General features: G+C 63.9%; 13 protein-coding genes. 3 read left to right on the forward strand and 10 right to left on the reverse strand.

The features are described 5' to 3' along the window. Positions 1 to 249 precede the first annotated feature (249 nt). Both U5L98_RS13860 and U5L98_RS13865 read left to right on the forward strand, forming a co-directional pair. Entirely contained in the window at positions 250 to 1,410 is a 1,161-nt protein-coding gene (locus tag U5L98_RS13860) for a DcaP family trimeric outer membrane transporter (RefSeq protein WP_322558848.1), read from the forward strand. Between the two features lie 331 nt (positions 1,411 to 1,741). After that, positions 1,742 to 1,960, forward strand: coding sequence for a hypothetical protein (locus U5L98_RS13865; RefSeq protein WP_322558849.1), 219 nt, complete (start codon positions 1,742 to 1,744; stop codon positions 1,958 to 1,960). 136 nt (positions 1,961 to 2,096) lie between these two features. On the opposite strand, the gene U5L98_RS13870 is transcribed toward U5L98_RS13865, so the two are convergent. From U5L98_RS13870 to U5L98_RS13910, 9 genes are all read right to left on the reverse strand, one after another. Continuing rightward, a complete protein-coding gene (locus tag U5L98_RS13870) occupies positions 2,097 to 3,152 on the reverse strand; it encodes a hypothetical protein (protein ID WP_322558850.1) in 1,056 nt (351 codons plus the stop codon). 90 nt (positions 3,153 to 3,242) lie between these two features. Next, entirely contained in the window at positions 3,243 to 4,343 is a 1,101-nt protein-coding gene (locus U5L98_RS13875) for a porin (protein WP_322558851.1), read from the reverse strand. Positions 4,344 to 4,752: 409 nt separating this feature from the next. Next, positions 4,753 to 5,880: a ProQ/FINO family protein gene (locus U5L98_RS13880; protein ID WP_322558852.1), complete on the reverse strand. Its 1,128-nt coding sequence runs from the start codon at positions 5,878 to 5,880 to the stop codon at positions 4,753 to 4,755. A gap of 159 nt (positions 5,881 to 6,039) precedes the next feature. Continuing rightward, entirely contained in the window at positions 6,040 to 6,576 is a 537-nt protein-coding gene (locus tag U5L98_RS13885; protein WP_322558853.1) for a dihydrofolate reductase, read from the reverse strand. Beyond that, entirely contained in the window at positions 6,573 to 7,346 is a 774-nt protein-coding gene (locus U5L98_RS13890; RefSeq protein WP_322558974.1) for a thymidylate synthase, read from the reverse strand. The genes U5L98_RS13885 and U5L98_RS13890 overlap by 4 nt, the downstream gene beginning before the upstream one ends. Before the next feature lie 82 nt (positions 7,347 to 7,428). Then, positions 7,429 to 7,680: a hypothetical protein gene (locus U5L98_RS13895; protein WP_322558854.1), complete on the reverse strand. Its 252-nt coding sequence runs from the start codon at positions 7,678 to 7,680 to the stop codon at positions 7,429 to 7,431. Beyond that, complete coding sequence (locus U5L98_RS13900; protein ID WP_322558855.1) at positions 7,677 to 7,976, reverse strand: nucleotidyltransferase domain-containing protein; 300 nt, start codon at positions 7,974 to 7,976, stop codon at positions 7,677 to 7,679. Before U5L98_RS13900 ends, U5L98_RS13895 begins: the two co-directional genes overlap by 4 nt. A 53-nt stretch (positions 7,977 to 8,029) precedes the next feature. Then, positions 8,030 to 8,818 carry a prolipoprotein diacylglyceryl transferase gene (gene lgt, locus U5L98_RS13905; protein ID WP_322558856.1) on the reverse strand — a complete coding sequence of 263 codons (789 nt, stop codon included), beginning with the start codon at positions 8,816 to 8,818 and terminating at the stop codon, positions 8,030 to 8,032. Positions 8,819 to 8,960: 142 nt separating this feature from the next. Beyond that, the gene (locus tag U5L98_RS13910; RefSeq protein WP_322558857.1) at positions 8,961 to 10,091 is read right to left on the reverse strand and encodes a response regulator; all 1,131 of its coding nucleotides are present in this window, start codon (positions 10,089 to 10,091) and stop codon (positions 8,961 to 8,963) included. Positions 10,092 to 10,196: 105 nt separating this feature from the next. Between U5L98_RS13910 and U5L98_RS13915 the strand changes: the two genes are divergently transcribed. Then, positions 10,197 to 10,973 (forward strand): NRDE family protein, encoded by a 777-nt coding sequence (locus U5L98_RS13915; RefSeq protein ID WP_322558858.1) that lies wholly within the window; start codon positions 10,197 to 10,199, stop codon positions 10,971 to 10,973. A 77-nt stretch (positions 10,974 to 11,050) separates the two neighbouring features. Here the strand turns inward: U5L98_RS13915 and ptsP are convergent, their stop codons facing one another. Then, a complete protein-coding gene (ptsP, locus tag U5L98_RS13920; protein WP_322558975.1) occupies positions 11,051 to 13,312 on the reverse strand; it encodes a phosphoenolpyruvate--protein phosphotransferase in 2,262 nt (753 codons plus the stop codon). Positions 13,313 to 13,379: the final 67 nt, after the last annotated feature.

Below are 13,379 nucleotides of genomic sequence, written 5' to 3' on the forward strand. Positions count from 1 at the left end.
CGCCCTGGCTGGAACGCTGCGGCCAGATTACCGGGCCGCCTCATCACAGCGGACCTTACAGAAAAGTTCCTCATCCTTTTGTCGCAATCTGTACATCTCGCAATTGTCACGATTCCTTAAGGTCGCTATGTTAGCACCTGACGTCAACGGAAGTTTTCGCAGTACGAGTGCCTGACGTTTACGTCAAGGTCACTACAATAAATCGATCTGCCTCCCGCAGGGGCAGTCACGCATCGAAAGGAACAGCAAGTGACAATTCAAAATCGCCTCAAGCAGACCGCCCTCTTCTCCGCCAGCGCCCTGGCCCTGGCAGTAGCCAGCGCTTCCCACGCATACGATTTCGAGGTAGGTGACACCACTGCCAGCGTCTCTGGTTATGTCAAACTGGACATCATCCATGACGTCGATGCCAACATGGGCGATACCGTAAGGCACAGCGCCATCCGTCTGGATGGCGTCGATGGTCCTGATGGCCATACCGACTTCCACGCCAGACAGAGCCGTATCGGCTTCAGGACCTCCACTCCCATGAATGGCAGCACTCTCAAAACCACCATTGAGGGTGACTTCTTCGGTAGCAGTGCAACCGGTAACCCCGACCTGCGCCTGCGCCATGCCTACGGCAGCTGGAACGGCATCCTGGCCGGCCAGACCTGGACCAACTTCGGCGGCTTCCTGGGCACCACCCCGACCATCGATTTCCTTGGCCAGGTGGGCCAGGGCAACATCGGTCGTCAATCCCAGCTGCGCTACACCACCGGCGGCTTCTCGGTCGCACTGGAAGAGCCAGGCACTATCGGCAGCAATATCGACATGGATAACCGTCTCAACGTCAATGATGATGTCAAGAGCGGCCTGCCCGACCTGACGCTGCGTTATCATGCCGGCACCGGCGATGTGAGCTACGGCGCCTCCGCCGTCATGCGCGAGATCGAGTATTACAACAGCGCCAATGACAGCGATGAAAGCGCGTTTGGCTGGGGTATCAATCTGGAAGCCAGCGCAAAAGTCGCTGAAGGTGTCACAATCCGCGGTGCGATCACCCATGGTGACGGCCTGGGCGGCTACTTGTACGGCTCACCGGGCCAAGCCGGCTACATTGATAATAACGGCGATGTGGAAGGCATCGAGGGCACAGGCGGCACCTTCGGTGTGAGCATGGCGGCGGGTTCCGGCAGCGTGAACCTGGCCTACGGCATCGCTACGGCAGATCTTGATAGCGGCGTTGACGAAGGCGCCTTGTCCACTACCACTACCGACACGGTGGAAAGCATTTATCTCAACTACATGTGGTCGCCCGCGGCGCGCATCAGCTATGGCGTTGAAGCCGGTTACCATACTCGTGAAACCCACAATGGCGACGAGGGCGACGCCGTGCGCCTGCAGGGCATGGTGAAGTACAGCTTCTAAACCAATCCGATGGCGGGGCCAGCTCCCGCCATCGTTGCGATAGCGCTTTACAGCACAAGCAACTGCCTATTCGATCCTTGCGCCCCGGCCCACTCGGTCGGGGCTTTTTTCATGACAGGTGAACGTCCACCTCGGCAGCCGGTAAAGAAACCATGCTGCCAGCATCATCGACTCGCGCCTGAATTCGGACGTCCGGGCTGAACTGAGGTGGTCTCTAGCGAGACGGCGACAGCACCTCCTCATCCCTTGTAAGGCTGAGCGATGTCGTGACACCAAGCAGCAAGACCTGACGTCAGGTCTGTTCAACTACACACGTTCAAGAGGTGTCACCATGAACATGAAGCTTCTGACCGCTGCACTGCTCGCCAGCCTGATGATGGCCGGTTCCGCCCTCGCCATGGATTCCAAGGCCGTCGAAGAGCACATGGAAAAGATCAACGACGACTACATCCAGACCGCCGAACAGGAAGGTAAGGTGGAAGCGCTCGAGCAGAAGGTCGAACAGCTCGAGGAAATGATCCAGATGATGTTGGACGATCAGGACGCTTGAGGGCCATCCCTTCAGCAATGCCTGACAGGAAAGATCCCGGCGCAAAGGCGCCGGGATCTTTTTATGGCGTTGCACTATTGCTAACCAAGGCATTCCTGACCGGGGCGTTCCTGCCCGGGACGCCCCGGTCTCAGGATTAGCGCCGGTTCAGCTGCTGCACCTTGAGCTCGTAGTTGTTGACGCCTGTCATGGAGGAACCGAACTTCTGGCCCTGCACGCGAATGCGATAACGGCCTGGCGCCAGCTCGGTAGTCATGTCGACGTCGCCGTCGAAGCCCTCACCGGCGCCTTCCGCCACCACGCGGCCGTTCTCGTCCAGCACCTCGAGTTTGATCCGGTAGGTATCCTCGTAACCCGTGGGGTAGGTCGAGGTGGTGATGGCTACGATGCCGCGCTCGGCCATGTCGAACGTCAACTTCTCACCGCTTGCGCGGATCTTGACGTCTGTGACGATGGTCTCGAAACGCCGCGGTGAGGTCTCGGCGGCTTCCGCCGCCGGGGCTTGAGTCGCCTGCGCCTCGGTATCGGCTACCTCGGACGACTGGCCTTCGGCAGAAGCGGCCGCCCCGGCAGCGCCTGCCGTGCTCGCTGCCGCAGCGGCTTCCTGGCGCGAACCGCCGAGGGTGGCCACGCTATCCTCGCCGCGCACGAAAACGCTACGGCTGCTCTCGCGGCCGTTACCTATAAAGGCAAACCCCTCGCCGTCGCTGATGCCATCTTCCACTGGGCGGCCCTGGTCATCCAGGCCCGTAACGGTGATATAGAAGCTGTTGCCTGCCCTGCTGCGAGTGCCGTACTTGCGGCCCTCCACGCGTAGCGTGTAGTCACCCGGCTGCAGGCGCTGCCGCATGGCCAGCCCGCCATTCTGCCCCAGTGCCTCGCCACGCGCGATCTCTCGCCCCTGGTCGTCCAGCAGCACCGCGGCTACGCGGTAGTCTTCGGAAAACCCACCCGGCACGCGGCTCTCGAAGAGATACTGGCCGGCCTCGTTGACCGTGAAGTCATGCTCATTGGGGCTACCGTAGAGAAAGCTGCGGCTGCGGGCATCGTTCTCAGACTGCAGGAAGCCGGTGAGGTCGAGCTGCTTGCCCTCTTCACGGAAACGCTCTTCCATTTCGCTGGCCAGCGCCGCGGCGCTGCCGAAGGACAGGCCCAGCGCCAGCAGGCTGGCAGTGAAAATCGGCTGTTTCATGGGACCTCTCATCAGACAATAAAAAAGCCGACCCCTGAGGATCGGCTTTCGGTGTTCCACTCATCGAGCAGGGCTGCCCTGCCAGAGAATTTAGAACAAGTAGGTCACGCCGACGCCGACACCGTCGTCTTCGTCGAATTCGCGATCATAGAACGCCACTTCGGACCAGACGTACATGGCATCGGAGATGTTGTAGTTGGCGCCGAGGATGACCTCGTTGTAGGTCTCGTCACGATCCTGCTCGTCCTGAACGGTCTCGTCCAGCTCGCTCAAGAAGGTGCCGGCGCCCACGTCGACATACTGGTAGGCGGCGTAGATATCGCCGTTGCCGTAGCCGTAGCGCGCACCCAGACCGTAGAAGTTGGTGCTGTCGCCGTCAGAGATATCGGAATCGAAGCGCTCCAGCTTCAGTGCCACGCGCAGGGTGTCGACGGTGTACTGGGCAGTAATACCATACTGGTCACCCACGCTGTCGACTTCACCAGTGTTAATATCCTGATACTGAACATTGTCCAGATTGTCGTAGACGGCGGCGATGGAGAAGGCGCCGGCGGTGTACTTGGCGCCGCCGAAGAAGGAGGCGTTGCCAGAGCCAGAGATGTTTTCAGCCTCGGCATCCCCCTTGTACTGGGTACCCACGGCGAACTGCATGCCGCTGAAGGACGGCGAGGTGTAGGTCACCTTGTCAGTCTCGCGGATACCACCAGCCCCAGCAGCGACAGTGGAATCGGAAACGTCGAAGCCTTCGTTGTTGGTGATCGGATCCTGAATCCAGTCGTCGATCAGCTGGTCGTAGGAGCCCAGGCGGACGTCACCGAAGTTGCCCTTCAGACCGACGTAGGCCTGGTCACCGGAATCGGTAGCATCGTTGGCCGTCTTCATCTCGTCGGCCTGGATGTCGTCAAACTCGAGCTTCATATAACCGGTGAGGCCGTCGTAGATGACGTGCTCGGCGGCAAAGCCGAAGGTGGTGCCGTTATCGGCAATACTGTCGGAAGACTCAGTAGTGCCATCCAACTCACCCGTCTCAGGATCTTCAAGAATTACGGCTGAATCGGTGTTGTAGTAGGCAATCTGGATGTTGCCGTAGATGTCGAGCTTGGTGCCGTCCTGGTTGTAGACGGTAGCTGCCTGGGCGCCGGAAGCGGCCAGGGAGGCGGCGATAGCAGTCGCTAACAGTGTCTTTTTCATTGCGATAGTTCCTTATTGACTAGCTTGCTGTTTCGATCGTGGCTGCCCGTTCTTGATGAGCGGGTCAGCGGGCTTGGCCGGTCTTGGTGCCGGTTCTCGTGCCTGCAGGCTCCCTCCCGGGAGGTGGCAGGTCGCGAGCCAGACCTCGGCAAAGCCTTGTTATAGTCCAATGCTCGCAAGAAGAACTCTATACCGGGATATACGGGAACGCAACAAGAAAAAACACTGTTTTCCTTCGTTGCGCACCTTCCCCCTTCGGCGCTCCCCCCTGCCCTTGCGATGCAGCCGCCATCCCGGCGAACCCGGTGCCTGCTCGGCCTGCCATGGCGATCCGGCATGCGAATCAAGCACCTGGCACGATGAGCAAGTTCATCATGCCCCGCGAATATGACAAAGACAAGTCAACGGCTCAGTGCTGGTTGTGCTTGGCGAGCAGTGCGGAAAGCTTCTCTTCCAGGGTAGCGGGTTCACTGCCCGTCGGGGCGTCTTGTCCGGCACTCTCGGCCGCGGCGGGAGCCCGTCTGAGGGAGGGGGCGGCCGCCTTGGCAGCCTCGGGCTCGGGGGCCTCGGCCGAGGGCTTGCCGCCCTTGGCGGCATCCCCCTTCTTGTTACCGCGCTGCCGGGCCACGCGACCCCGCTGGCGGCGGTCGGCCTGCAAGCGTTCTAGCTTCTTGCGAGCATGCTCGGCGGCAGCGGCATCTACCCGGCCAGCCGGCTCACCGCCCAGGTCGAGGCGCTCGGCGCCTACACGCACCGACTTGAGGTAGCGCGGCAGGTTGACGTAGCAGGCCAGCGCCCGGCGCACCAGCTTCTCGGGCCAGGGCTCGCGGGCGGTGAGCGCCTCGTGAATGCCCACCTGGAGCGGCCGGGTATGGCCCTTGAAGAAGGTCGTGGAGTAGCGCTGGTACCACTGGTCCAGCAGCGCCTGGGGCGATGGCGCTTCTTCGGATATCGTCTCGCCAGGAGGCGCTTCTCCAGGAAGAGGCGCGGATGGCATGTTCGGTTCGGCAACGGGCTCAGCGGCACCTGGAACCGGTTCCGACGCCGAAGAGGCACTCGTCTCCGAGGTGGCGGGCTGCTCCCAAGCGGCGACGTCAGCCTCAGATTTTCCGGGACGATGGCCGATCAGCGCGGAGAGCCCCTGGGCGCGCCGCGACTGACGATGGAAGAGCGGCGCACCGGACTCGACGGGTTCGCGCTCGAGCAGGCGGCGGTTGTGCGCCTCGAGTTCGCGATTCTGTTCATCGAGCTCACGGTTCTCCTCGGTGAGCTCCAGGCGGATGGCTTCCAGCTCAACGAGACGTGCTTCCAGTTCGACGCAGCGCTGAGCCTGGGCCTCCCGGCCGGCCTGTTCCTCGCGCGCCTCGGCGGCCAGCTCGGCATTGTTTGCCTCCAGCTCGACTCGACGGCGTTCCAGCTCGACCAGCCGGGTATGCAGAGCATCCTGTTGGACGCGGGATTCCCGCAATACGCCAAGCAACGCCGCAGCGCGGCGCTCCAGCTGTTCCAGCAGGCGGGTTGAGCGTTCCTCGATCACGTCCTGGTCCTCCCATGCACCTTCCCGGTGATTCCTGGGGCCGCAGCCGACTGTCGCCGACCACGACACCTGCTGTTCAGTCTGTGCCAGGTATGGCGTGGTGACAAATGTTACCGGCCGGCAACGCCATCAGCGGCGATGCCCGTAACATCGATGCCCTTAACATCGACGGTACTGCACGAACTGGTAGGCCGGCTGGCCCTCGGCGGGCTCGCCGGGCACACGCTGCACCTCCTGCCACTCGGCGATGTCGAGCTCGGGGAAACGAGCGTCGCCCTCCACCTCGACATCCACCTCGGTGATGTAGAGCCGACTGGCGTAGGGCAGCGCCTGAGCGTAGATCTGCGCGCCGCCCATCACCATGATCTCATCGACGCCGTCGATGGTGGCCTGCTGGTCGGCCAGGCTCAGCGCGGCGGCGAGATCGTGGCAAACCCGGATACCGTCATGGTGAAAGCCGGGGTCGCGGGTCACCACGATATTGAGCCGCCCGGGCAGCGGCCGGCCGATGGATTGATACGTCTTGCGGCCCATCACCAGCGGCTTGGCCTGGGTCATGCGCTTGAAGAACTTGAGGTCTTCCGGCAGATACCATGGCAGCTGGTTGTCCACGCCGATCACCCGGTTCTTGGCCATGGCGGCGATCATCGCCACGGGAATCAGCGTCTCGTTGGTCATGTCATCGGCTTCGCTCATACCGCCACCTCGGCCTTGATATGGGGGTGCGGGTCGTAGCCCTCGATGGCGATATGCTCGAAGCGGAAACCGAAAAGATCATCGACGCCGGGGTCGAGCACCAGCCGGGGTGCCACGCGCGGTGTGCGCGAGAGCTGCTCCTCGGCCTGCTCGAGGTGGTTGAGGTAGAGGTGGGCATCGCCCAGGGTGTGTACGAAGTCGCCAGGCTCGAGCCCCGAGACCCGGGCGATCATCTGGGTGAGCAGCGCGTAGCTTGCGATATTGAAGGGCACGCCCAGGAAGATGTCGGCGCTGCGCTGGTAGAGCTGGCAGGAGAGCCGCCCCTCGGCCACATAGAACTGGAACAGGCAGTGGCACGGCGGCAGCGCCATCTCGTCCACCAGCGCCGGGTTCCAGGCTGAGACGATCAGCCGCCGCGACTGAGGGGTCTCGCGGATCTGCTCGAGCACCTTGGCGATCTGATCGACGTGGCCGCCGCGGGGGTCTGGCCAGCTACGCCACTGGTAGCCGTAGACCGGGCCGAGGTCGCCGCTCTCATCGGCCCACGCGTCCCAGATGCGCACCCCGTTCTCCTTCAGGTAGGCGATGTTGGTGTCGCCGGCCAGGAACCACAGCAGCTCATGGATGATCGAGCGCAGGTGAAGTTTCTTGGTGGTAACCAGCGGGAAGCCGCGGGAAAGATCGAAGCGCATCTGATGACCGAACAGCGAGCGCGTACCGACGCCGGTGCGGTCGTCGCGCTCAACGCCGCGGTCGAGCACCTGGCGCATCAGGTCGAGATAGGGCTGTTCGAGAGCGGGCAGGGTATCGTCGGTCACGGCGGCATCATGGCTGGTAAATGGGCAGAGGATTCTACAGGAACTCACTGCTGATGTTGATCCGGCAGCACCAGCGGCTCGGGCAACGAGGTATCCAGAACGCCTCCAGCCTGACGGCCTCCTCCGGGTGCTGGTCGAGGCCTAAGACCCAATCACTATCCAGAACGTTACCACTGCCGAACAACGTCTCCCAGCTATAGCGGAGATGACGTCCCTCGCGCTCGACGATATCCAGAGACCAGAGAAACCGATCGATAGGCAGCAGCTGCTTCTTGTCATGGGTCATAACCGCTGCCCTGTCTGCATGGCGTGGCGATGAACGGGGTTCAAGGCGGTAGAGGGGTCGATCACCAGAATGTCGATCGGCCGATCCCCGATGCGCAGTTGCAGTCGTGCCGTGAGGGTCAGCGTCTTCTCCACCTTGTTCTCTATCTCGCGAGGGCTTTCCACCAGCAGATCAATGTCTCCTCCCCTGGTGTCATCCTCCAAACGAGAGCCGAACAGGCTGACACCCACCTCATCGCCAAACACTTCAGCCGCGGTCCGCTTGATGATCGCGATCTGCTCGTCAGAAAGCCGCATGCTCAACCTCCATTTCCATCACCTACACGTCGGACCACCCATAAATCATAGGTCTACAACTTTGCATCAACCGGTTGACCACGCGACCAGGCAATCAGTGTGATGCCGGCGGCGATCATCGGCAGGGTCAGCAGCATGCCCATGGTCACCCAGCCGAAGGCCAGGTAGCCGATGTGGGCGTCGGGCAGGCGCACGAACTCCACCAGGAAGCGGAACAATCCGTAGAGCGCGAGGAAGAGCCCGGAGACCAGCCCGCGGGCGCGCGGCCGGGCCGAGACCCACCACAGCACGACGAAGAGCACTACGCCTTCCAGAAACGCCTCGTAGAGGGACGAGGGATGGCGCGGCTCTGGCCCCATGCCGGGAAAGGGCATGCCCCAGGGCAGGTCGGTGACGCGGCCTGGCAACTCGTGGTTGATGAAATTACCGATGCGCCCAGCCCCAAGGCCGATCGGCACCAGGGGCGCGACGAAGTCGGTCAGCGTTAAGAAGGCGAGCCCTTTCTTCCTGGCGAACCACAGTGCGGCGAGCAGCACCCCGACCAGGCCCCCATGGAAGCTCATGCCGCCATCCCAGACACGGAAAATCCACAGCGGGTCAGCGAACCACTGGGGCATACCATAAAAGAGCGCATAGCCGAGCCGGCCACCAACCACCACGCCGATGGCGGCGTAGAAGATCAGATCACCGATATCGTCACGGGTCAGGCCGATGCGCTCGGCACGCTGGCGCCCCAGGAACAAGGCGGCGACAAAACCGACGACGTACATCAGGCCATACCAGTGGACCTGGAAAGGCCCGAGGGAAATGGCCACGGGATCAATATCGGGATAGCTCAGCATGGAAGACCTTTGAGTAACTTAGCGATCATAGGAGGAACTCGAGCCTCACTGCCGGCGGCAGGATGGCGGTGAAGCGTTGCAGCGTCGAAGCCAAGCCTATGCCAGACAACCGTCAGACAGCTCGCAAGGCTCGTCAGCAGGTTCATGCCGGCCCGGGCTCCAGGAAGGCTGGCAGCCAGCGACGCACCAGGTCGGCCAGCGCCTGGGGGCGATAGGGCTTGGCCAGGTAATCATCCATGCCGGCCTGATGAAAACGATAGCGATCCTCGTCGCCGGCGTTGGCTGTCAACGCCACCAGAATGCTGCGCTGGCCATGGGCCATGTCGACCTCTCGGTCGCGCCAGAGACGGCTGGTCTCCACGCCATCCATGCCGGGCATGAAGATGTCCATCAGCACCAGATCGAAGTGGCCACCCTCCAGCCGTGACAGGGCCTCCTCACCGCTGGTGGCCGTCTCGACGTCGAGCCCCTGGCGCTCGAGCACCTGGCGAGCGAGGGTCAGGTTCACCGGACCATCGTCGACGATCAGCACACGCCCTCTTCCGGCCGCGAGCGGTGGGGCTGACGCCTCGAGCGTGTCGGCGGCGTCACCCAGGTTTTCCAGCAGGACCACGGCGTCAGCCAGGCGCTCGCGGAGCGCCAGAAGTGCGACATGGTCACGCTCATCGCCACAGCGGCGCAGGGCCTCGCTCTGGAGCAACTCGGACAGGGCATTCATCAGCGGCCCCAGCGACTGCTGAAGATGGGAAAGATAATCGGACTTGAGGCGCGACTCTTCACGGGCCCGCGCCCGGCCAGCCTCCAGCCGCTCGACCTGGCCTCGGCGAGCCTGAAGATCGCTTGCCAGGCTTCGCTCTGCCGCTCGGCTCTCCTCGAGTTCGCGTTGCCATCCCTCGACCAATGCCTCGCAGTCGGCCGACAGTGCCTGGAGGCGCTGGGGCAGCGGCAGTTCGTCGCCGGCCTGGGGACGATGGTGGCCGGCCAGCCAGGTCTCGATGTCGACCAGGGCGTCGTTGACATCGCGCTGGATATCGCCCAGGCGCTGTCGCAGCAGGGCCAGAAAGACCGCCACGTTGAGACTGCTGCCGAGCAGCAGTGCCAGCAGCAGCCAGAAGGTGGCCCCCCAGGGGGCGTAGGCGGGCATCAGTAACCACAGCAGGGCACCGACCACCAGGCAGAGCGCTACCAGGATGGCCTGGGCGAGCAGCACCGGCCAGAGGATCGGCCAGACGAGGCGCGACCAGAGGCGGTCCAGGCGAATGTCGTCCTGCATTGTCATCCCTGTGCAAGCACGATAGTGAAGGAAGTGTACGCGGCCAGCCCCGGCCTGTCATGACGCCGCCTTCCCTCCGGCCGACCGGGCGGCTAAGCTGGCGTCATGTGCCTGATAGCCTTTGATCATCGCCCCGGCAGCGCGTGTCCGCTGCGCCTCGTCGCCAACCGCGACGAATTCCATGCCCGCCCGACTGCCCCCCTGAGCCGGTGGGACGATGCCCCCGATATCCTCGGCGGTCGCGACCTGGAAGCCGGCGGCACCTGGCTGGCGGTGCACCGCCGCGGCCGATTTGCCGCCATCACCAATCTGCGCGACCCTCGCCTCAAGGTACCGTCGGGAGCCCCCAGTCGTGGCGCTCTGGTGCGAGAAGCCCTGGAATGCGATGACCTGCCAACCTGGCTGGATCACCTGGCGGGCGGAGCCGCTCGACACTTCGCGGGTTTCAATCTGCTGGCCGGTGACGGGGAGACGCTCTGGCACCTCCATCGAGGGCTCGACGGCATCCAACTGAGGCGCGTTCCGCCGGGCCTGCACGGCCTCTCCAACGCCAGCCTGGACACCCCTTGGCCCAAGCTGATCGCCGCCCGCCAGGGGCTTGCCGCCAGCCTGCAACATGGCCACTGGCCCGAGGATGCTCTGGCCACGCTCGGCGACCCCCACCCCGCCGATGACGACCAGCTACCTGAAACCGGCGTGGGCCTCGAGACCGAGCGCCGACTCTCGCCTCCCTTCATCGTCGGCAGAGAGTACGGCACCCGCGCCTCTACCTGGCTGACCTGGCATGCTGACGGACGAATCGAGATCGGCGAACGGCGCTTCGGGCCGAACGGCGTCAGGCTAGGAGAGAGCGTGGAGGAGCTGTCGACTAGCCAGCCGTAGGGGCTCAACCCCTTCGTGCTGCAAGTCGAGACGTCGAACCGAGCGCTCCTACAAAGGTGCGCCGAAGCAACGGGGAATCAATCGCGGGGCGGCAGCAAGTGACCGAGATCCCAGCCCTCAAGGCGTTCCGCGAGGTGGCGGCGCACCTCTCCGGGCGTATCGAGCCTGAGGGTTTCCGTGACCAGCTCGCGAGCACCGTCGAGGGACACCCGGCGGATCGCCGCCCTGACCCGCGGCAGACTGGGGGCATTCATCGACAGTGCATCGAAGCCCATGCCCATCAGCAGCAGCGCCCCCGCAGGATCACCGGCCATCTCGCCGCACACCGAAGTCGGCATGTCCAGGCGCCGGCCATCCTCGGCGAGCCTGGCCATGGCCGACAGCACCGCGGGATGACAGGCATCGTAGAGCTCGGCGACCCGGGGATTGTTGCGATCCACCGCCAGCAGGTACTGGGTAAGGTCATTGCTGCCCACCGAGAAGAAATCGGCCCGCCTGGCCAGCGCATCGAGCTGGTAGAGAGTGGCCGGCACCTCCAGCATCACGCCCACCGGAGGACGATTCACCGTCACGCCCTCCTCGCCGAGTTCGACGATGGCACGGTCGAGCAGACGCAGCGCATCGTCGACCTCGTCGACGTTGGTGACCATCGGCAGCAGCACCTGGAGGTTGTCCAGGCCCTGAGACGCCCGCAGCATGGCGCGCAGCTGCACCATCAGCACTTCGGGATGATCGAGGGTAACCCGAATACCGCGCCAGCCCAGGAAGGGGTTGGCCTCCTCGATCGGGAAATACGGCAGGTCCTTGTCACCGCCGATGTCGAGGGTGCGCATCACTACCGGCAGAGGGGAGAAACTCTCGAGCTGGTCGCGATAGAGCCGCGTCTGCTCCTGTTCGCCGGGGAAGCGCTCGGTGATCATGAACGGCACTTCGGTGCGATAGAGCCCCACCCCGGCGACCCGCGACTTGAGCGAGGCCACGGTGTCCACCGCCAGGCCGGTGTTCACCATCAGCGGCATGTCGTGGCCGTCCGGGGTGCGGCTGGGCAGGTCCTGCTCGTGCTCCAGCACCGCCATCAGCGCCCGTTCCTCGTCGATCAGGCTCTGGTAGTGGCTCTCGAGCTCCGCCCCCGGGCGCACGAAGAGGCGCCCGCGGTGGCCATCCAGCACCACCCAGTTGCCGCCAAGGCGTGGCAGCGGCAGATCGACCATGCCGAGCACGGTGGGAATCCCCATGGCCCGCGCGACGATGGCCACGTGAGAGGTGCTGGAGCCGCGCACCGAGACCAGACCGGCCAGCTTGTCGCGGGGTACCTCGCCGAGCATCGCCACGCTGATCTCATCGCCCACCAGGATGGTGCTGTCGGGGTAGACCTCCGGCGTCTGCGGCGTATCTTCCTGGAGGTGGGCCAGCACTCGCCGCCCCAGGTCGCGGACATCGGCGGCGCGCTCGCGCAGGTAGTTGTCATCGACCCGCTCCAAGTACTGGACATGGCGCCGAACAACGTCGGCCAGGGCGCCGGGAGCCCACTGCCCCTCGCGAATGCGCTTCTCGACCTCCTGAGAGAGCGCCGCCTCGCCGAGCATCTGCTGGTAGACGTCGAACAGCGCCAGCTCCTGGGTGGAAATGCGACTCGCCAACCGCTCGCCCGCGGCCCGGATCTCCTTCCGCACCCGGCCGATGGCTTCCTTGAGCCGGGCGATCTCGTACTCCACGTCTGTGGGAATCAGGTCAGGCACGCTGTTGAGGTCTGCCGGGGCGGCTATCACCACGGCCTCGCCGATGGCCATGCCGGGCGAGGCTGCCACGCCGGTGAAGCGCGCCTGTCCGCCCGGCACGCTCGGCCGGTTGAGCCCGCCCGTGGCAAGGGCGTGGGCCAGCACGCCCGCAAGCTGGGCGGCCATGGTGACCAGAAAGGCCTCGTCTTCTTCGTCGAAGCGGCGCTTTTCCGTCTGCTGAACGACCAGCACCCCCAGCATGCGGCGCTGGTGGATGATCGGCACGCCGAGGAAGCTCGAGTAGCGCTCCTCGCCGGTGGCTTCGAAGTAGAGGAAATAGGGATGGGCGTGGGCATATTGCAGGTTCAGCGGTTCCTCGCGCTTGGCGACCAGGCCCACCAGCCCCTCGCCTATCTGCAGGCTGACCCGACCGACGGCCTCGGTGCGCAGCCCGATGGTCTCCATCAGCACCAGCCGATCGACGCTCCGGTCGAAGAGGTAGAAGGAACATACATCGGTGCGCATCGCCTTGCGGATGCGCCGCACCATGGTGGCCAGGGCCGCTTCCAGATTGCGGGCCCCGTTAACCTCCTGGATGATGCGTCGCAACACCTCGAGCATCGGCGTCTTCTTTTCCATCGTGGTTATCTCTCGCCTCGCTGAGGAATGCCGTCGCCGTCAGGCGCTC

It is taken from the genome of Halomonas sp., from assembly GCF_034520545.1.
In the GTDB taxonomy this organism is placed as follows: domain Bacteria; phylum Pseudomonadota; class Gammaproteobacteria; order Pseudomonadales; family Halomonadaceae; genus Halomonas.